The organism is Amycolatopsis sp. A133 (assembly GCF_031082405.1).
Lineage (GTDB): Bacteria > Actinomycetota > Actinomycetes > Mycobacteriales > Pseudonocardiaceae > Amycolatopsis.
This window is the reverse complement of sequence record NZ_JAVHJU010000036.1, coordinates 16,393-34,952: the sequence shown is the minus strand read 5'-3', so window position 1 is coordinate 34,952 and position 18,560 is coordinate 16,393. Positions and strand designations below refer to the sequence as shown.

17 protein-coding genes are annotated in these 18,560 nt (G+C 70.8%); 6 read left to right on the top strand and 11 right to left on the bottom strand.

Translation table 11 applies throughout. The features are described from left to right. Positions 1 to 16: 16 nt before the first annotated feature. From Q5425_RS23520 to Q5425_RS23495, 6 genes are all read right to left on the bottom strand, one after another. Entirely contained in the window at positions 17 to 1,390 is a 1,374-nt protein-coding gene (locus Q5425_RS23520; RefSeq protein ID WP_308674449.1) for a cytochrome P450, read from the bottom strand. Next, positions 1,387 to 2,385: an enediyne biosynthesis protein gene (locus Q5425_RS23515; RefSeq protein WP_308674448.1), complete on the bottom strand. Its 999-nt coding sequence runs from the start codon at positions 2,383 to 2,385 to the stop codon at positions 1,387 to 1,389. Before Q5425_RS23515 ends, Q5425_RS23520 begins: the two co-directional genes overlap by 4 nt. A gap of 1 nt (position 2,386) precedes the next feature. Continuing rightward, positions 2,387 to 4,360 (bottom strand): CRTAC1 family protein, encoded by a 1,974-nt coding sequence (locus tag Q5425_RS23510; RefSeq protein WP_308674447.1) that lies wholly within the window; start codon positions 4,358 to 4,360, stop codon positions 2,387 to 2,389. Then, the gene (locus Q5425_RS23505) at positions 4,357 to 5,340 is read right to left on the bottom strand and encodes a DUF1702 family protein (RefSeq protein WP_308674446.1); all 984 of its coding nucleotides are present in this window, start codon (positions 5,338 to 5,340) and stop codon (positions 4,357 to 4,359) included. Before Q5425_RS23505 ends, Q5425_RS23510 begins: the two co-directional genes overlap by 4 nt. Positions 5,341 to 5,460: 120 nt before the next feature. Beyond that, entirely contained in the window at positions 5,461 to 6,456 is a 996-nt protein-coding gene (locus Q5425_RS23500; protein WP_308674445.1) for a DUF1702 family protein, read from the bottom strand. Positions 6,457 to 6,485: 29 nt separating this feature from the next. Further along, the gene (locus Q5425_RS23495) at positions 6,486 to 7,391 is read right to left on the bottom strand and encodes an AraC family transcriptional regulator (protein WP_308674444.1); all 906 of its coding nucleotides are present in this window, start codon (positions 7,389 to 7,391) and stop codon (positions 6,486 to 6,488) included. Between the two features lie 487 nt (positions 7,392 to 7,878). Between Q5425_RS23495 and Q5425_RS23490 the strand changes: the two genes are divergently transcribed. Next, entirely contained in the window at positions 7,879 to 8,685 is an 807-nt protein-coding gene (locus tag Q5425_RS23490; RefSeq protein WP_308674443.1) for an AfsR/SARP family transcriptional regulator, read from the top strand. A 68-nt stretch (positions 8,686 to 8,753) separates the two neighbouring features. Continuing rightward, positions 8,754 to 9,452: a winged helix-turn-helix transcriptional regulator gene (locus Q5425_RS23485; protein WP_308674442.1), complete on the top strand. Its 699-nt coding sequence runs from the start codon at positions 8,754 to 8,756 to the stop codon at positions 9,450 to 9,452. A gap of 308 nt (positions 9,453 to 9,760) precedes the next feature. Here the strand turns inward: Q5425_RS23485 and Q5425_RS23480 are convergent, their stop codons facing one another. Together Q5425_RS23480 and Q5425_RS23475 are read right to left on the bottom strand one after the other, a co-directional pair. Continuing rightward, positions 9,761 to 10,984, bottom strand: a complete 1,224-nt coding sequence (locus tag Q5425_RS23480; protein WP_308674441.1) for a DUF6596 domain-containing protein — start codon at positions 10,982 to 10,984, stop codon at positions 9,761 to 9,763. Further along, on the bottom strand, positions 10,981 to 11,364 hold the full coding sequence (locus Q5425_RS23475) for a YciI family protein (protein WP_308674440.1): 384 nt from the start codon (positions 11,362 to 11,364) through the stop codon (positions 10,981 to 10,983). Before Q5425_RS23475 ends, Q5425_RS23480 begins: the two co-directional genes overlap by 4 nt. A gap of 144 nt (positions 11,365 to 11,508) precedes the next feature. On the opposite strand from Q5425_RS23475, the gene Q5425_RS23470 reads away from it, so the two are divergent. Further along, positions 11,509 to 12,168, top strand: a complete 660-nt coding sequence (locus Q5425_RS23470) for a maleylpyruvate isomerase family mycothiol-dependent enzyme (RefSeq protein ID WP_308674439.1) — start codon at positions 11,509 to 11,511, stop codon at positions 12,166 to 12,168. Between the two features lie 3 nt (positions 12,169 to 12,171). Here the strand turns inward: Q5425_RS23470 and Q5425_RS23465 are convergent, their stop codons facing one another. Beyond that, positions 12,172 to 12,792 (bottom strand): L-threonylcarbamoyladenylate synthase, encoded by a 621-nt coding sequence (locus Q5425_RS23465; RefSeq protein WP_308674438.1) that lies wholly within the window; start codon positions 12,790 to 12,792, stop codon positions 12,172 to 12,174. Between the two features lie 144 nt (positions 12,793 to 12,936). On the opposite strand from Q5425_RS23465, the gene Q5425_RS23460 reads away from it, so the two are divergent. Together Q5425_RS23460 and Q5425_RS23455 are read left to right on the top strand one after the other, a co-directional pair. Beyond that, a complete protein-coding gene (locus Q5425_RS23460; protein WP_308674437.1) occupies positions 12,937 to 13,452 on the top strand; it encodes a DUF899 family protein in 516 nt (171 codons plus the stop codon). A 191-nt stretch (positions 13,453 to 13,643) separates the two neighbouring features. Beyond that, entirely contained in the window at positions 13,644 to 16,019 is a 2,376-nt protein-coding gene (locus Q5425_RS23455) for a histidine kinase (protein ID WP_308674436.1), read from the top strand. 34 nt (positions 16,020 to 16,053) lie between these two features. On the opposite strand, the gene Q5425_RS23450 is transcribed toward Q5425_RS23455, so the two are convergent. Both Q5425_RS23450 and Q5425_RS23445 read right to left on the bottom strand, forming a co-directional pair. Further along, positions 16,054 to 16,659, bottom strand: coding sequence for a response regulator transcription factor (locus Q5425_RS23450; RefSeq protein ID WP_308674435.1), 606 nt, complete (start codon positions 16,657 to 16,659; stop codon positions 16,054 to 16,056). Positions 16,660 to 16,982: 323 nt separating this feature from the next. Further along, positions 16,983 to 17,159 (bottom strand): hypothetical protein, encoded by a 177-nt coding sequence (locus Q5425_RS23445; RefSeq protein WP_308674434.1) that lies wholly within the window; start codon positions 17,157 to 17,159, stop codon positions 16,983 to 16,985. A gap of 452 nt (positions 17,160 to 17,611) precedes the next feature. Between Q5425_RS23445 and Q5425_RS23440 the strand changes: the two genes are divergently transcribed. Further along, positions 17,612 to 18,361, top strand: coding sequence for an AraC family transcriptional regulator (locus Q5425_RS23440; RefSeq protein ID WP_308674433.1), 750 nt, complete (start codon positions 17,612 to 17,614; stop codon positions 18,359 to 18,361). The last annotated feature ends 199 nt before the right edge of the window (positions 18,362 to 18,560 follow it).

Genomic DNA, 18,560 nt, shown 5'->3' with positions numbered 1-18,560 from the left:
AATGTCCACAACAGGTTCAGGCGGCCTTGCGCGCCCGCGCCGCCCGCGGGTGCACGGTCATCGGCAGCCCGCCACGCACCCGCAGCGAGAGCATCGCCTCGGGTTCGACGACCTTGCCGGGCACCTTGCGCAGTTCCAGGTCGCGCGCGGCCATGGCGAGCACGAACACCGCCTCCATCACCCCGAGGCTGTTGCCGATGCAGAACCTCGGCCCGGCCCCGAACGGCAGGTAGGCGTACCGCGGTGGTCGCTCCGCGGCGGTGAACCGGCCCGGGTCGAAGCGCTCGGCGTCGGTCCAGAACTCCGGGTGCCGGTGCAGCGTGTAGGGCACGACGACCACGTCGGACCCGGCCGGCACGTGGTACCCGCCGATCTCGTCGTCGGCCTGGGCGACCCGCGGCAACAGCCACACCGGCGGGTACAGCCGCATGACCTCCTCGACCACCGCCACGGTGAACGTCAGCTTCCGCAGGTCCTCGTGCTCGGGCAGCCGGTCGCCGAGCACCTCGACGGCTTCGGCGTGCAGCCGCTCGCCGACCTCGGGGTGCTCGTCGATCAGGTGGAACGCCCAGCCGAGCGTGCTCGCGGTGGTCTCGTGGCCGGCCAGCAGCAGGGTGATCAGCTCGTCGCGCATGCGTTCGCGTGACGCGCCCTGCTCGGACCCGGACGCGAGCAGCCGCGACAGCACGTCCTCGCCGTTCTCGACCGGGTTCGCCAGCCGCTGCTCGACGAGCTCGTCGGCGATCCGGCGCAGGTCGTCGCGGGCGCTGCGGAAGTGCAGCTGCTTCTTCAGCGGCACCCACTGCGGGACCATGCTGAGCGTGACCGCCTCGAACATGGCCTGGTCCTGCACGGCCTCGAACGAGTGGCCCAGCGTCTCGTAGCCGCCGAGCTCGGCGTCGAGCAGCGTCTTGCCGAGCACGCCGAGCGTCAGCCCGGTCATCTCGTGCAGGATCTCGACCGGCCCGTCGTGCGCGGCCAGCCGCCGGATCAGACCGTCCACTTCGGACGCCACCACGGCGGCCTGCCGCGAGATCCGCTTGGGCTGGAACACCGGCTGGATGGTCCGGCGCTGTTTCTTCCAGGTGTCCCCGTCGCTGGTGAGCAGGCCGTCGCCGAGGGCCCGGCGGGCCTCCTGCAGGCCGATGCCCTTGTGGTAGTTCGCGGCGTTGTCCGCGAGCACGTGCTTGGCCAGGTCCGGGTGGTTGACGAGGTACATCGCCTTCGGTCCGATGGCGATGCGGACGACGTCGCCGTAGGTCTCGGCGTTGTCGCCCATGAGCGCGAGCCGGTCGGTGAAGAGCTGCTTCAGCAACCGGAACGTCGCCCGGCGCGGCGGCCCGGGCGGCGCGGTGCGCGCCGCCCGGGCTTCGTGCTGCGAGGCGGTCATGCCGCGACGGCTCCCGGCTTCTCGTCGCTCGCCGGCTTGGCGAGCTCGAGCTTCGCCTTCAGCGCGGCCTGGTCGGCCTCGAACTTGATCCGTGCCTTGTTCGAGAAGTGCAGGCCCCACAGGAACATCCCGCGGATCAGGCAGATGGTCGCGGTGGCCAGGAACAGCCCGTAGGCGACGTGCACGGCGGTGAAGAAGCCGTACGCGAGCGCCACCCCGGCCCCGAAGGCGAACTGCGAGGCCGGCTTCGACGGCGACGTGCCCGGGTCGGTCACCATGTAGTTGGTGTAGAGCACGAACGCGACGCCGGTGCCCATCGCCAGCGCGCCGGGGATGGAGGTGCCGAAGATCCAGCCGCGGACGAAGGCCTGGACGACGAAGAAGCTCAGCCAGCCCGCGATCAGCCACATCCGGTTGGTCAGCAGCGCGTTGAGCACCGTGCCCGACACCAGGATGATGCCGACGATCAGCCAGCCGCCCCAGGTGGGGATCTGCTCGGTGAAGTGGTACGGCGGGGCGATGCTGGCCCACGGGAACACCAGCAGGATCATCGTGATCCCGAAGTTCGACGGATTCATGTAGTGCCGCATCCGGCCGTACACCGGGGCCTGCAGGACCCACTTGGTGCCGACCGCGACGGCGACCCCGAACATCATCACGAGGATCTGGTCGTTGACGTAGGTCAGCATGTTCAGCGCGAGACCGGTGATGTGCGCCGGGAGGAGGAACTCCATCAGCCCCTTGAACCCGTTGCCCCGGAACCGGACGTCGCGCTGGGTCACGCGGGCGTTGATGATCTCGAGGACGATCTCCGTGGTGTACGCGGTCGCCAGCGCGACGAACGGGTACAGCCACGGCTGCTCGAAGCCGAGGACCGTGTAGCCGACGATGTTGAAGATCGTGATCGAGATCGCGAACCGCCGCAGCGCGGTGATGACCTTGTTGGTCCGCTTCGGTGGGGCACTGTCCACCTTGGTCAGGGTCGGGGTGGCCATGTCACATCGCTTCCTTCGCCGTGGAGCCGAGCTGGTACATGTGGCAGCCGGGTTCGAGCTTCAGGTCCTGCGTCCGCAGCTGCCCGGTCCGGTCCCGCCACTGCAGGTGCACGTCGAGCGGGCCGCTGACGTTGTGACCAAGGCCGATCTGGATGTCGAAGCTGCGCCGGCCGGCCTCCCCGCTGCTGCCGTCGACCCGGCCGAGGTACTTCTTGCCGTCCGAGGTCGTCACGGTGACCTGGGCGCCGATCGCGGGCACGCCGGCCGCGGGCAGCGGACCGGGCGCCACCGGGGCGTCGGTGGTCAGCTTCAGCTGCAGGTACTTGCCGGGGTTCGGGCTGTCGTTGTGGTAGAAGATCGGCTCTTCCCACTGCCGGGCGACGGCGAACTCGGGCAGGCCGTCGGAGTCGGTGTCGCCGACGGCGATGCCGCGGGTGGGCACCGGCACCGCCAGACCCAGCTTCGGCGCGAGGTCGGCGTAGCGGCCGTCCGGGCTCTTCACGAAGAAGTGCAGCGTCTGGTCACCACCGATGTCGTCACCGGCGCGGGCGTTCGGCCACCAGAACGGGTTGGACAGCAGGCCGTCGTGGGCGGTGGCGATCTCCTGCAGGTTCGGCCAGCGGTTGACCGCACCCTTGACGAACCCGGTCGCCTGGGCGATCTGGTTGTCGCCGCTGTTGTTGAAGTCCTGGATCTTGACGTCCCAGCCCCAGCCGGACCACGCCGTGCCGTTCGCGGCGCTGTCGTCGTGGAACGGCGCGACGCCGTCCTTCAGCTGCCGGGTCAGGTCGCCGTTGTCCTTGGCCTTGTTCATGAACTGGAAGTTCGACTCTTCGATGCCCCACGACGTCGTGATGTTGCTGACGAACAGGTCGTAGAGGCCGTCGTGGTTCAGGTCGCCGAAGTCGACGCCCATTCCCTTGAAGGAGTCGTGGCCCAGCACCTTCGACTTCGGGTCGTCGATCCCGCGGACGCCGGTGACCTCGGCGAGCTCGACGTGGCCCGGGGTGGACTTGTTGTACAGGAAGTGGTCGTGCCCGAAGTCGTTGGCGATGTAGAGCTCCGGCAGGTTGTCGCCGTCGACGTCGGTCGCGCTGGAGGCCAGCGTCCAGCCGAGCCGCGCGCTCTCCGGGATGCCGGCGGAGGCGTCGGCGAACTGCGCGCTCGGGTGCGCACCGGACGAGGCGCCGGTCCAGCGGTAGATGAACTTGGCGCCCGAGTTGACCGCGTGCGACATCGACTGGTTCAGCGTGATGCCGCCGTCGGCGTTCGGGTCGAGGACCCGGCTGTCCGGGAAGTAGTTCCCGACGAAGACGTCGACGTGCCCGTCGCCGTCGAAGTCGCCGATGGTGACGGAGTCGGTGTTCCACAGGGGGCCGTTGTACTTGCCGTCCGGGCCGCGGTGGTTGCCCGCCACCAGCTCGGTCGGCTGGAACGCGTCGGCGTCGAACTTCGTCGCGGTGGCCTTCTGCAGGAACAGGACCGGGGTGCGGCCCCAGTAGTAGGCCAGGACGTCGGTGCGGCCGTCTTCGTTGTAGTCACCGGGGACGCAGCCCATCGGCGCCATGTAGTCCCAGGTCGGCAGGGCTGGTGCGGGGTCGAGCGCGAAGGGCGCGTAGCGCGGGCCCGAGTCCGGCGCCGGCGTGATGACGACCTGGTCGCTGCGCGGGTCCACCAGGCACAGGTCGTTCGGCTTGCCGCTGCCGCTGATGTCGTTGATCGCGATGGCGGCGCCGACCGAGGAGATCCACGCGGCGATGTGCTCGTATTCCTTGTTCACCGTCCGGATCGACTGCGACTTCTTCGCCGCGGGCAACGCGATCGTCATCGGGGTGAAGTGGAACTTGTCCGCCATCGAGTCCTGCTCGGCGGCCGAGACGCTGGGCAGCCGCGCGACCAGGAACAGGCCGAGGATCAGCACCAGCGCCACGATGCCCGCCAGCTGCTTGCGCAGCCAGCCGAAGGTCGCGGTCATTTGTTCTTCCCTCCGTGGGTCAGCACTTCTTCGGCGATCCGCTGCCGCCAGGTTTCGAAGGCCGGGACGTCGTCACCGTCGACGACCACGTCCGGCCGGACCTCTTGGGTGATGGCCGCCGCGCGTTCGGCCGAAAGCCCGCAGATCGCCCGGGCCGCCATCTCGGTCTCCGGGATCAGCAGGCCGGACCGCACCCGGCACTCGGCGGCGAAGGCGCTTCCCTGCGCCAGCGGTCCGTGGTGGATCCCGGCCCGGTCGACCAGTTCCGCCAGCTCGCCGGCCGTGACCCCGCACGCGTAGGTCGAGGCCAGCCCGACCCCGGCGTACAGGTCGCCGTGGCGCGACTCGGGGAACTCTTCGATCGTCTTGGTCACCAGGGAGACGTCGGTGCCGCAGATGAACCACAGCGCCCGGCCGATGCCCTGGTCGATGGCCCGCAGCGCGTAGCCGTCGTAGCGCCGGTCCGGCCAGGAGAAGCCGTGCTCCTGGTGCTGCTGCCGGATGTACTTCTCGGTCTTGAAGTACGCCTGGTGGAAGCCGTAGCCGTCGAGCACCAGCCAGCGCAGCAGCGGGTCGAAGGCCGAGGCCTTCGGCCACGCGAACCGCGGGAGGCGGGCCATCGCCCAGCCGACGCCGACGTAGATGATGTAGTCGTGCTTCTCGCCGGGGCCGGCCAGGAACTCGGCGGTGTTCGAGCTTTTGCCGAACGGCAGCCCGTCCAGCACGCCGTACCCCATTCCCGCGCCTTCGTAGGCGAATCCGCGGAACTGCGGGGGAATGCGCTCGAGCCATTCTTCGGCCTGCTCGGCCGACTTGGCTTCGACGGCGTGGGCGTACCCGAGGAGGAACATCTCCCCGACGGTTTCGAGCCGTTCCTGTGCGGCCGGGCTCTTCCGGTGGAATCCTCGCGTCTCCAGCAAGGTTTCGGAGACGTTCGGTGTCAGGATGCGACGTCTGAGCGTGCGCCAACCATTGCCCAACGCACTCTCCCCCTTAGGGTCGGATGGAACGGATCGGTTCTTCGTTCTACGGTCACAGATCCGCTGATCAGCGCTCTACTCCACGCTTGCGTGCGGATCACGCGCGAATGCGCAATCCGCTCAGCCGGCCTTGCGGCGGGCCGCCGGGTCGAATTCCGCCCGGATCCGCTGCCGCCACAGCTCGTAGGCCGGCTCCGGCCCGTCCTCGCCGTCGGCCTGCTCGGTGCGGTCGGCGAGGTTCTGCGCGCCCTGCACGGACAGGTCGGTGAGCACGCCGGCCGCGAGGTGGGTGTGGGCCGGGACGTAGGAGGAGTACGTGCGGGCCTTCACGGCGAAGACGACGCCGAGCGCGAGCTCGTCGTAGTACTCCCCGGACGCCCGGCGCAGCTTGCCCAGGCCGCCCTGGTCGCTGCCGCCGGCGAACGTCGCGGCGAGTCCGACCCCGCTCCACAGGTCCGCCCGGCGGGGCTCGGGGAACTTCCCGACCGCGGCCGCCACGGCTTCGGGGTTGCCGCCGTTGATGAACCACAGCGCCCGGCCGACCCCCTGGTCGAAGGCGCGGCCGAAGTACTCCGGACGGCCCGCCCACGGGTAGGGCACCGGGTCGGCCTGCTCACCGATCCACTTGTCCGTGTCGAAGTAGGCGCGGTCGAAGCCGTAGCCGTCGACGGCGAGCCAGCTCATCACCGGGTGGTAGGCCACGCCGGTCAGCTCGGGCAGGATGTTCTTCCACAGAGGACGCGGCAGCCGGGCCATGGCGAAGCCGATCCCGATGTAGGTCAGGAAGATGTGCGGGCGGGCCGGCCCTTCGAGCAGCTCGCGCGTGCGGTTGCGGCCGCCGCCGGGCATGGCGTCGAGGATCGAGTAGCCCATCGTGGCGCCCTCGTAGGCGAACCCGCGCTGCTCCGGCTCGATCAGCGCGAGGCGGCGTTCGATCTCCCACAGCGAGGCGCCTTCGATGGCCCATTCGAACCCGCACACCACCGCCTGCGGCACCGCCTCCAGCCGGGCCGTCGCGTCGGTGTGGGTGACCGGGAAGCCGCGCTCGGCGAACCCGACCGAGGACAGCGAAGGAGCGAGGAACCGCTTGCGGAGAACTCCGATGACGGTCGACATCCGTGATCGTTCCTTACTCGTCGGGGGGATCAGGCGACAGCGCGCAGGTGCGGCCGCTGCGCGGCGAGCATCCGCTGGGTGAACGGCGACTGCTTCGACGCGAGCGTGATCGCGATCGGCGCGTCGGTGGCCGCCGGCGGGCGCAGGCCGACCCGGCCGGTGGACTGGCCGTACGGCGACACCTGCACCCCCGAGTAGCCGATGGAGAACCGCGGCCCGGGCGCACCCGGCCGGTGCTGCGCGACCGCGATCGCGGTCCACCGCCCGGCGGGCACGCCGTGGATGGTCAGCTCGCCCGAGCTCATGTTCGCCATGCCGCCGAAGGCGACCGGGCCGCACTGGGGCACCGGGTCGGCGAAGAGCCCGACCAGCGTGTCGGCGGGGGCCGAGCCGTGCGGCATGGCCAGCTGCAGGGACAGCACGCCGGTGCCGGTCTGCAGCGAGGCGCAGCTGCGGCCGGCCGCCCGCAGCGTCCGCAGCGGCGGGAGCCGCTGGAACGTCGGCGAAATCGCCACGAGCAGCTCGGCCACCTGCGGCTCCCGGTACTGCGTCGGCGTCATCCCGACCGCGCGCGAGAACCGGCTGGTGAACGTGCCGACGCTGCTGTAGCCGACGCTGCACACGATGTCGGAGACGTTGAGCGACGTCGTCAGCAGCAGCCGTTTCGCCTCGAACAGGCGGACGGCGGTGAGGAACCGGCCGGGTGTCACCCCGGTCGCTTCGGCGAACATCCGGGAGAAGTGGAACCTGCTGACGAACACTTCGGACGCCAGCTCCGCGAGCGTGATCGGCTCGAAGTACCGCTCCTGGATGGAAGAGATGGCCTGCAGCACCGCGGGCCGGACCGACTTTTCCACTCGCTCGAGCGCCGGTTCGCGGGGCGGATCGCCGAACTCGCTGTCGTGTCCGACAGCCGCAATAGAGCGCAACATCATCAGTCCAACCTCGAATTCCCCTGATGGCAGTTCTCCTGGTGTCAGGGAAGACGCCGGTTCTCGCAGATCGATTGACGCGCGATGGAGGAATCGGACCGTCCGGCGTCACCCGTCCGCAGGACACCCGGCGGGGGGCGGGTGATCCACCCGGACCGTCCGTGCGGAACACCCGGGTGCGGTGTGCCGGACACCCGCGGCCATGATCCGCGGCGGCCCCGCGGGACGCCTCATTGGTCCGTTCCAGGGACCCCGTGACCGGCGAGCCGCAGGTTGCGCCGGATGGCCGCGGGTGCGCGATGCACATCCGACACCTGCAAAACGCAGGTGGGGACGGGGTGAACGCACGTCGACTCTGGTGGGCGGCTCACTGGCCGCCGGGGCGGCACTCTGTCACATTCGGATAGAAGCCCGGAGATCGGCCGTCCACCGACCCGCGCGGCACGAACTGGGGAGCGCGAGGACGCATTGACGAGGCTGGAGGCCTGCCATGTACTCCGAACAGCGGCGAACCGACGAGCCGGACCACGGTGGTGTCCGCTTCACCGTGCTGGGGCCGTTGGAAGTGCTGCGCGGCGGGGTCGACTACGCACCGACCACGCCCAAGGTGCTCGCGCTGCTTGCCGTGCTCGTGATGCGCCCGGGCAAGATGGTACACATCGACACCCTGATCCGGGAGCTCTGGTCGGACAACCCGCCGCGGACGGTGCGGACCACGCTGCACACCTACGTCTACCACCTGCGGCGCTGCATCGACCAGAACGGGCTCGCGCCCGACGGCGAGAAGATGCTGGCCACCAAGCAGTCCGGCTACACCTTCCACATCGATCCGTCCCAGGTGGACACCTACCGGTTCGTGCGGCTGCAGCAGCTCGGGCACGAGCACCAGGACGTCGGCGACCACGCCGGCGCCGCGGACGCCTACCGGGCGGCACTGGACCTCTGGTCCGGCTCGCCGTTCGCGAACGTCCACTGTGGACCGGTGTTGTCCGCGTACCGGACCGAGCTGCTCGAACAGCGGCGCAGCGTCCTGCACCTGCGGATCGAGGCGGAGATCGTCAGCGGGCGGCACCGCGAGCTGATCGGCGAGCTGCGTTCGCTGACCACCGGCAGCCCGCTCGACGAAGCCCTGCACGGCCAGCTGATGCGGGTGCTGGGCCGCAGCGGCAGGCGGTCCGACGCGATGGCCGTCTACCGCAAGCTCCGCTCCCGGCTGGCCGGCGAGCTGGGTGTCGAACCGTGCGACGACCTGCAGTTGTTGCACCGAGAGCTGATTTCCGAGGGCGACCACCGGTGAGCCGCCCCCTGCTTCCCCGGCACCCTGCCGAACCATCGCACCGCCCGAGAAAGAAGTGAGGAAGTTCGATGCCCACTCCGCACACCCGTGCTTACGGCCAGTTCTGCGGCGTCGCCCGCGCGCTCGAGATCATCGGTGAGCGCTGGTCTCTGCTGATCATCCGTGACCTGGTGCTCGGCGCGAAGCGCTACGACGAGCTGCAGGCCGGTCTGCCGAAGATCCCGCCGTCCATCCTGTCCGCCCGGCTCAACGAGCTGGAGGGCACCGGCGTGATCCGCCGCCGCGTCCGCGCCGAGCTCGACGCGGGTGTGGTCTACGAGCTGACCCAGTACGGCAGCGAGCTCGACCACATCCTGCTCGACTTGGGTCTCTGGGGTGCGCGCTCGCTGCACGCCCCGGGCGCCGACGACGTGTTCACCCTCGACGCGGCGATCCTGTCGCTGTACACGACGTTCCGCGCCGAGTGCGCGGAAGGCGTCCAGATCAACTTCGAGATCCGCTACGACGACCGCATGATCGTCCACGCCCTGGTCGAGGACGGCGCGGTCAAGGTCGGCGAAGGCCGCTTCCCCGGCGCCGAGCTGGTGATCAAGGCCGTGCACGGCGCGGCGCTGCTGGACCTGATGAGCGGCCAGCTCACCGCGGCCTCGGCGATCCGCTCGGGCAAGCTCGGCATCGAGGGCGACATCGCGGACCTGGAGCTGTTCGCGCAGCTGTTCTTCGTTCCGGCGGCCCCGGAGCCGGCCACGGGGATCGTGGTCCGCTGAGCCGCGGCCGGGCCTGCTCCCCCCGGCAGGCCCGGCCCCGACCGGCCGGCCCGGGCCGAGCTCGGTGGTGTGTCCGTCCAGCCCTGCCAGGCCGCCGACGCCAACCGCCACCGGGTCCGGCCCGGGCCGGCCAAAACCACCCCTCACGGCCGCGACCGGCTCGGCCGAGGGGGGTGGCAACGTCGCGAATGACTCATTCGCGACCCCGGACGTCCCCAATGACTCATTCGCGACCTCAGACCCGCGGCCAAGCCCCACCGACCGCGACCTCACCAAAGGTCGCCAATGACTCATTCGCGACCTCGGGCTCACCGCCCCGCCGCCTCGGCCCGTGCCAGGAGGTACCGCCGCTCCGGCCCGCTCTCGGTGCGGTCCGCCGCCCGCAAATAGCACTCCCGCGCGTCCGCGGTACGGCCCGCGCGCTCCAGCAGGTGGGCGCGTACCGCGTCGACCCGGCGGCCCAAATCCAGCTTCGCGTTGATGCCGTCCAGCACCGCCAGGCCGGCCTCCGGGCCCGCCACCTGGGCGATCGCCACCGCCAGGTTCATCGTCACCACCGGGCTCGGCATGAGCTCGCCCAGCACGCCGTACAGCTCGACGATCTGCGGCCAGTCGGTGTCGTCCGTGCTGGGCGCCTCGTCGTGCACCGCCGCGATCGCCGCCTGGACCTGGTACGGGCCCACCGGGCCCCGCCCCAACGCCGCCCGGACCAGCGAGACGCCCTCCTCGATCATCGCCGCGTCCCACACCCCGCGGTCCTGCTCCGGCAGCGGGACCAGCTCGCCGTCCGGGCCGGTGCGCGCCGCGCGGCGGGCGTGGGTCAGGAGCATCAGCGCCAGCAGGCCCGCCACCTCGCCCTCGCCGGGGATCAGCGCGTGCACCGCGCGGGTCAGCCGGATCGCCTCCGCCGCCAGCTCGTCGCGCAGCAGGTTCTCCCCCGACGTCGCCGTGTACCCCTCGTTGAAGATGAGGTACAGCACCTGGAGCACCACCCGCAGCCGCGCCGGGAAGTCGTCCGGCGAGGGCTTGCTGAACGTCGACCCCGCCGCGGCGATGCTCTCCTTCGCGCGGGTGATGCGCCGGGTCATGGTCGCCTCGGGCACCAGGAACGCGCTGGCGATCTGGGCCGTGGTCAGGCCACCGACCGCGCGCAGCGTCAGCGCGACCTGCGAAGGCGGCGAAACCGCCGGGTGGCAGCACAGGAACAGCAGCGACAGCGTGTCGTCGGAGTCCGGCGGCCGCTCCTCGCCGGGGCCGGCCACGACCGGCACCGGCTCCCGCACGGCGACCGACTCCTCGCGCCGCCGTCGCGCGCTCTCGCTGCGCCACAGGTCGGTGAGCCGCCGGGTCGCGACCGTGATCAGCCAGCTGCGCGGGTTGTCCGGGACCCCTTCGGCCGGCCACTGCTCGCTCGCCGCGAGCAGGGCCTCCTGGACGGCGTCCTCGCACGCGTCGAATTGGCCGTACCGGCGGACCAGCACGCCCAGCACCTGCGGCACGAGCGGCCGCAGCACCTCGGCGACGCCGGTCACGCCATGGCGGCTTCGGTTTCGGCGTCGGCGAAGAAGACGACCTGGCGGACCTCGATGCCGAGGCCCTCGACCGCGGCGTCGGGGATCATCGCCGCCAGCTCGACGGCGCGCTCCTTGCTCGCGCACTCCACGAGGTAGTAACCGGCCAGGAATTCCTTCGACTCCAGGAACGGGCCGTCGGTGACGGCCGGCAGGCCGCCGCGCACCCGCACGACGCTGCTGTCGGCGACCGCGCCGAGCGCCTGCGTGCTGATCATCTCGCCGGATTCCCGGATCGTGCGGATGAACTCCTGGTGCCCGGTCATGATGGTGTCCATCTCCGCTTCGGACAGGCTCGCCATCACGTCGGGGTTCAGGTACATCGCCAGCAGGTACTTCACGTCCGGGCTCCCTTCGACCACCCTCGCCGCGTCCGGGGCCGAACATAGCCGACCACGGCGCAAGCGCGGAGTGGAGCCACCCCGCAGCCGGCTGCCAGCCTGGATCCGGGCAGTCCCGGTTGACCGGACCAGGAGGTTGGCACTGTGACCGACGTGTTCACGGACCTGCAGACCGAGACCGAGGCACTGGCCGAGCTGGCCGAACGCGACGGTCCCGGCCCGGACGTCACCGGGCACTTCGCCCGGCTGACCTCGACCGCGCGGCTGATCGCGCTCAGCGCCGAGAACCCGGACGCGTTCGGCGTCACCCCGCAGATCTCCTACGGCTCGCTCGACGAGGCGATCGTGACCTGGCTGATCGAACAGCGGAAGGCCAACGCCCTGCTCGCCTCGGCCCCGCCCGAGCTCCTGCTGCCGTGGAGCGACGGCCCGCTGCGCCCGTCGGTGCTCGCCGCGGCCGCCTTGACCGAACTGTTCGCCTGCGGCCAGGACATCGCCGACGCGCTCGGCGTCCCCGCCCGCCGCGACGACGCCATCGGGCACGTCGCCTACTACGGCGTCCGGACCCGCGACCGCGCCTACCGGCGGCACCAGCTGCCGCCGCCGCCCGTGCCGTTCCGGTTCGAGCTGCAGGCACCGTCCGGGACGCGGTGGGACTTCGGGCCGCCGGACGCCACCGACCGCGTCACCGGCCCGGCCGTGGACTTCTGCCTGTTGGTGACCGGACGGCGGTTCGCCGAAGACCTCGCGCTGGCGTTCGCCGGCGGGCACACCGCCGAATGGCTGGAGCTGCTGGAACGCTGAGCCCTATTCGAACGGCGCCGGGTCACCGGCGCCGACGCGCAGGATCTCCGCCTCGCCGGAGGAGAAGTCGACGACGGTCGTGGGCTCGACCCCGCAGTCGCCGGAGTCGAGCACCGCTTCCAGCACGTTGTCCAGCTCTTCCTTGATCTCCCAGCCCTGCGTCATCGGCTCGCCCTCGCCGGGCAGCAGCAGCGTGCTCGACAACAGCGGTTCGCCGAGCTCGGCCAGCAGCGCCTGGGTGACGCGGTGGTCCGGGATGCGCACGCCGACCGTCTTTTTCTTCTCGTGCATCAGCCGCCGCGGCACCTCCTTGGTGGCGGGCAGGATGAACGTGTAGCTGCCCGGCGTCGTCGCCTTGATCGCGCGGAACACCGCGTTGTCGACGTGCACGAACTGCCCGAGCTGGGCGAAGTCCTGGCACACCAGCGTGAAGTGGTGCCGGTGGTCCAGCTTGCGGATGGAGCGGATGCGGTCGAGCCCGTCGCGGTTGCCCGGCCGGCACCCGAGGGCGAAGCACGAGTCGGTCGGGTAGGCGATCAGCCCGTCGTTCCGGAGGATCTCGACGACCTGGCCGAGCGCCCGCTTCTGGGGGTTCTCCGGGTGCAGGTCGAAATAACGTGCCATGCGACAGAGCCTAGGGTCGCCCCGCGGCACCGGCACGGCGGGCCCGCGCGTCTCCCAGCTTGCGGTTCCCGGGCCGAATGCTGGGCCCGGCCGCCGGCCGCGGCCCACAATCCGCAGTGGGACCACAGCCAGGGAGGGCCAGCCATGTCGGAACTGACCGTGCCGGAGCTCGACCGCCCCCGCTTCGTCGCCGGGGCCGGGTACCGGTTCGAAGGCCCACGGGGACGGGTGTCGCTGGCCGCGCTGTTCGGCGGGTGCGAGCGGCTGGCCGTGCACCACCCGATGACCGACCACAGCGGGCCCGCGGACGTCGTGCCGACCGCCGACGTCACCGCCGCGCTGCACGACCCCGGCCTGCGGCTGGTGCTCGTCTCCCGCGCGCCCTACGCCAAGCTCGAGCAGTACCGGCGCCACCTCGGCTGGGACGTGGCCGCGTACTCGGCCGCGGGCACCGCGTTCACCGGCGACTTCCCGGCGACCCGGCACGTGGCCGGCGCCGGTGGCGGCGACGCGTGGGACGACGACGAATCCGGGGTGAGCTTCTTCCGGCTGGTCGACGGTTCCGTGCTGCACACCGGGTCGGTCGCCGTGCCGCACCTGGACTTCGTGGGCCTGCTCGCGAATCCCGGCGGCCTGCCGCCCACACCGGACGGCCGCTGACCGAACCGGATCGGACCGAATCGGACCGGACGGCCGCCGGTTTTTCACTGTTCCCCGCTCCTTCGCGCGCTTTCGCACCGCTTCCGGTGCGCTCGGCGTGAGTTAGGATCAGCCGTCAGCACGCACACAGCGCCCAGACCCGGCCTCCCGGGCGGCCCGGTCGCCGCGCAGATCCCGGAGGGTCCTCACTGATGTCTCCGGTCGCCGCACTCGAGCCCACCACCGGGCGCTCAGCGACCGCCGAACCCCGCGGCACCACCGCGGCGGACCGGCGCCCCCGGCTGGCCACCTACCTGGCCTCCGCCATCATCGTCGTGGTCATCGCCGGGTTCAGCGTGATCGGCGTCGTGAGCCTGCTGCCCGCTTCGGTCGACGGTCTGCACGCCCTGTACGGCATCGTCGCCGTCGCCGTGCTGCTGGGGATCCAGCTGCTGTGGTTCAGCCGGCCGTCGGCCCGGCTCGACTCGGTCACCAGCCGGGTGCTGCTCGCCGTGGTGGTCGTGCTGGCCTACGTCCCGCTGCCGACCTTCGGCATCCTGTGGGCCGACATGCCCGACTTCGTCGGCGGCGCGGCGCTGCTGGTGCTGCCGCCGCGGTACGCGTGGCCGACGCTGGGCGTGGTCGCCCTCAGCGAGGTGTGGGTCTACCACACGTTCGGCGCGTCGCCGCTGGACACGATCTACATCGGGTTTTCGGCCTGCTTCTACAGCATCCTCTACTACCTGCTGGCCCGGCTCGCGCGGATGGTCCACGACCTGCACCAGGCCCGCACCGAACTCGCCCAGCGCGCGGTGGCCGAGCAGCGGCTCGCCTTCGCCCGCGACCTGCACGACCTGCTCGGCCTGAGCCTGTCGGCGATCGCGCTGAAGGGCGAGCTCGCGCAGCGGCTGATGCGCAAATCCGTCGAGGCGGCCAAGGCCGAGCTCGGCGAGATCACCGCGACGGCCCAGCGCACCCTGTCCGACGTCCGCGCGGTCTCGCACGGCTACCGCGAGCTGTCGCTGGAGAAGGAATCCCGGACGGCCGAATCGCTGCTGTCGGCGTCCGAGATCGCCGTGCGGGTCCACCTCGACCAGGGCGACCTGCCGGTCCAGGCCCGGACGCTGCTGGCCAAGGTGCTGCGCGAAGGCGTCACGAACGTCCTGCGCTACAGCGACGTCGAACACTGCGAAATCGACGTCCGGCACCACGACGGCAAGGTCACCCTGGAAATCGTCAACGACGGCGTGACGGCGGACGACCCGGCCAGCACGCTGGCGACCCTGCCGGACGAGGTCGCCGCGCTCGGCGGCACGGCGACCGCGAAGGCCGGCCCCGACGGCCGCTTCCGGCTGCGCGTCGAGCTGCCCGTGCCCGAGCGGCTGGGCGGCGCCGTCGCGCACGAAGCCGAGCAGCAGTCGGACGCCGACTCGAAGCGGATCCGGCGGCTGCTGCCGGTGGTCATGGCCCTGATGGCGTGCGGCGCGACGCTGCACGTGCTCGAGCTGACCGACCAGCCGTGGCAGGTGGCCCTGGTCGTCGGCTCGATCGTGGCGCTGCTGGCCCTGCAGTTCTCCTACTTCAACCGGCCGTCGACCCACCTTCGCTCCGGGCAGAGCTACGGCATGCTGTTCGTGCAGGCCTGCCTCATCTACCTGCCGCTGCTGCCGCTGGGCCCGAACTGGGTCAGCCTGCCCGGCCTGCTCATCGGCAGCGCGCTGCTGGTCCTGCCACCCGTCGCGGGGTGGGTGTTCTTCGCGATCAACATCGCCGCCTACGCCGAGATCCAGCGGATTTCGGGTGCGGACGTCACGTCCACCGTCTTCTACACCGCCGCGACCGTGATGACCTCGCTCGCCGTGTTCGGGCTGCTGTGGCTGGTCCGGCTGGTCACCGAGCTCGACAACACCCGGCGGCGGCTGGCCGAGATGGCGCTGGCCGAGGAACGGCTGCGCTTCGCCCGCGACCTGCACGACCTGCTCGGCATGAGCCTGTCGGCGATCGCGCTGAAGAGCGAGCTGACCGCCCGGGTCCTGCCGCTGGACCGCGACCGCGCCGCCGAAGAGCTGGCCGAGGTCCTCGGCCTGACGCGCCAGGCGCTGTCCGACGTGCGGTCGGTGGCCAGCGGCTACCGCGAGCTTTCCCTCGACAGCGAGTCACGCACCGCGAAGTCGGTGCTCGCGGCCGCCGACGTCCGGGTGCGCATGGAGATGCTCTCCGACGACCTGCCCACGCCGGTGCGCACGGTGCTGGCGGTGGTCCTGCGCGAAGGCGTCACGAACGTGCTGCGGCACAGCAGGGTGGAGAGCTGCGAGATCGCGATGTACCACACGGACCGCGGGATCAGCCTCGACATCGTCAACGACGGCGTCGTGCGGAACGGCTCGGGGGCATCGCCGGTCCCGGGGACGGGCGACGACGCCGAGCCGGCGGCCGTGGTGCCCGCTCCGCGCGAGGCGCCCCGCGATTCGTCGCCCGGCAGCGGGATCGGCAACCTTTCGCACCGGGTCGCCGACCTCGGCGGCGAACTGACCGCCGGCGTCGAGCCCGACGGGCGGTTCCGGCTGCGGGCGGTCGTCCCGGTCTGAACCGGCTGACCGGCTGGTCTGGACCTCCGGCCGGTCAGAGCCAGCCGGACTCCTCGGCGATGCGGATGGCGTCCACCCGGTTGCGGGCGTTGAGTTTCGCGACCACCGTCGTCAGGTAGTTCCGGACCGTGCCGGCGGACAGGTAGAGCCGCGCGGCGACCTCCACCGTCCCGTAGCCCTGCGCGGTCATCCGGAGCACGTCCAGCTCGCGGCCGGTGAGCGGGCAGTCGACGGTGTCCCACGCGGCCAGCGCGAGGTCCCCGTCCACCATGCGGCGGCCGGCGAGGACCCCGCGGACGGCGTTGGCCAGCTTGTCGGGAGGCGCGTCCTTCAGCAGGAACCCGCCCACCTTGGCGTCCAGCGCGCGCCGCAGCGTCCCCGGCCGGCCGAGGCTGGTGAGGATGAGGGTCCGGCACCCCGGCAGCTGTTCGTGCAGCTCACCGGCCGCGGTGAGCCCGTCCTTGCCGGGCAGGTCGATGTCGATGACGGCCACCTGGGCCTGGTTGGCGCGGGCCGCGGGCAGGATCTCCAGCCCGGAGGCGACCTCCGCGACCACGTCGATGTCGGGTTCCAGCCGGAGCAGGGCGACCAGCGCGCCCCGCACGATGTGCATGTCCTCGGCAACCAGCACTCTGATCACGGGTGCCTCCGCACTCACGATTCCCCAGAAGCCAAGTCAACCATTCTGCTTGGCGAATCGGATGCACCATTCGGGCACCTCTTGGGGGCGATGCACCGAAATGCACATGCACAGGCAAATGTCAGGTTGAAAACGTCTGGTCGCGACCGGGCGGCTACCACCCGTGACGGATGTACACCCCCTACGGGATGCTGTTGGAAATTTTCCCGTCACGTCGCTTGTGGACATTTCTGTGCTCCACACGCGATGAGCCGGCCACCGCCGGCGCGCGGCGCGCGCCCGACGGGACCGGCTCAGCAGACACGAGAACTGCGAAAACGGCCTCAGGCCGCCTCGAGGACGTCGAGCCGGCAGATGCTGCCCAGGATCGGCCGGACGTCGGCGACACCGTCGCTCCACTGCTCGAACCGGTCGATCGCCAGATCGGTGACGGTCTTCTCGACCTCGATGCCCAGACCGGCGAAAAGCGTGCGGACGTCAGCAGAAACCTGTGCGGACATTTTGTGCTCCCAGTGGCGAAGATGAATGCTTCACGTGACATAAATCGTCGCCCAGCAGTGCAGCAACAGCCAGTGCCCGCGTCATCGGGCTGCTGTGGCTTACACATGGTCCGTGCGGTTTCGGGAGGGAGTCCGAATGGACTAACAAGGCATCGAAAGGACGTCGAAACCCGCGAATTTCGTCACCATGCGCGATCGCACAGGTGCACCGCGCTATCAACGACGGCTTCGACGTGCATCCGTCATGGGCGGAGTACCCGGCGACGGCGCGGCCAAACCAGGCATGTGCAAAACGCATGTCGACCACCGGTGAAATCCATCCCGACCGGTGCACAGAGCACTTAAGAAGTAGACGGCCGCGGACCTACAGTTTTAGCCGAAATCATTTCCCCGCACCGGGTGCCTCCGCTTCGGAGGCACCGGCGGCGGCACCGTCGACCGGAGGGACGGCCATGGATGAGATCGTCCGGCAAGCCGTGGCACGAGCCATCGTGACCATGCGAGACAACCTGGGCGAGCGGCTCACGATCGACGACCTCGCCCGCGCGGCCATGTTCAGCAAGTTCCACTTCACCCGGGTGTTCCTGCGGGTCACCGGGCTGTCGCCGGGCCGGTTCCTCTCGGCCTTGCGGCTGGCGGAGGCCAAGCGCCTGCTCGCCACCACCGTGATCTCGGTGGCCGACATCAGCCACCAGGTCGGTTACAACAGCGTCGGCACGTTCAGCGCGCGGTTCAGCGGCAGCGTCGGCGTCTCGCCGTCCGGCTACCGCCAGCTGCACGGCATGGCGCCGCGGATCGCCGACCGGCAGGCCCAGCCGGGTTCGGGGGCGACCGTGCGCGGTCAGCTGCGCGTCCCCTCGCCCGCCGAGGTCGGGCCGGTGTTCGTCGGGCTCTTCGCCGCCCGGATCGCCGAGGGCGCGCCGGCCCGGTACGCGATCCTGCCCGGGCCGGGCCCGTACGCGCTGGCCGACGTGCCGCAGGGCTCGTGGTACGTGCTGACGCACGCCTACGGGACCTCACCGCTCGACAACCACGGGCTGCGCCCGTTCACCGGCCTCACCGGGCCGGTGACCATCCACCGCGGCGTCACCGCGAGCCTGGCCGACGTCCGGCTGCGCCCGCGCCACGGTTTCGACCCGCCCGTCCTGCTGGCGCTGCCGGACCTGCGCCAGGCCGCCGTCGCCCGCCCGATGGCGAGCTGAGCGTGCAATTGACGGACCCCGAATCCGCCGTCCGTTAATCCGCGGGCGGCGGGCTCACCCGGTCCGGGCCGAACCGCAGCCATTCGGCCCAACCTGCCGACATCGGCGGCAGGATTGCGGTCACCGGCCGAACTCGGGTAACCGGCCGGGCAATTCGGTATTCACGGCGGCCGCGAACGCGGAAACACCGGCGCTGTCG

What these genes read in the sequence shown, in the direction of transcription:
- Q5425_RS23495 (WP_308674444.1), bottom strand. Translation starts at nt 7,391, where the DNA reads ATGATGTTGCGCTCTATTGCGGCTGTCGGACACGACAGCGAGTTCGGC.
- Q5425_RS23465 (WP_308674438.1), bottom strand. Translation starts at nt 12,792, where the DNA reads ATGGCACGTTATTTCGACCTGCACCCGGAGAACCCCCAGAAGCGGGCG.
- Q5425_RS23440 (WP_308674433.1), top strand. Translation starts at nt 17,612, where the DNA reads ATGGATGAGATCGTCCGGCAAGCCGTGGCACGAGCCATCGTGACCATG.
- Q5425_RS23445 (WP_308674434.1), bottom strand. Translation starts at nt 17,159, where the DNA reads ATGTCCGCACAGGTTTCTGCTGACGTCCGCACGCTTTTCGCCGGTCTG.
- Q5425_RS23490 (WP_308674443.1), top strand. Translation starts at nt 7,879, where the DNA reads ATGTACTCCGAACAGCGGCGAACCGACGAGCCGGACCACGGTGGTGTC.
- Q5425_RS23510 (WP_308674447.1), bottom strand. Translation starts at nt 4,360, where the DNA reads ATGACCGCGACCTTCGGCTGGCTGCGCAAGCAGCTGGCGGGCATCGTG.
- Q5425_RS23520 (WP_308674449.1), bottom strand. Translation starts at nt 1,390, where the DNA reads ATGACCGCCTCGCAGCACGAAGCCCGGGCGGCGCGCACCGCGCCGCCC.
- Q5425_RS23460 (WP_308674437.1), top strand. Translation starts at nt 12,937, where the DNA reads ATGTCGGAACTGACCGTGCCGGAGCTCGACCGCCCCCGCTTCGTCGCC.
- Q5425_RS23515 (WP_308674448.1), bottom strand. Translation starts at nt 2,385, where the DNA reads ATGGCCACCCCGACCCTGACCAAGGTGGACAGTGCCCCACCGAAGCGG.
- Q5425_RS23455 (WP_308674436.1), top strand. Translation starts at nt 13,644, where the DNA reads ATGTCTCCGGTCGCCGCACTCGAGCCCACCACCGGGCGCTCAGCGACC.
- Q5425_RS23485 (WP_308674442.1), top strand. Translation starts at nt 8,754, where the DNA reads ATGCCCACTCCGCACACCCGTGCTTACGGCCAGTTCTGCGGCGTCGCC.
- Q5425_RS23500 (WP_308674445.1), bottom strand. Translation starts at nt 6,456, where the DNA reads ATGTCGACCGTCATCGGAGTTCTCCGCAAGCGGTTCCTCGCTCCTTCG.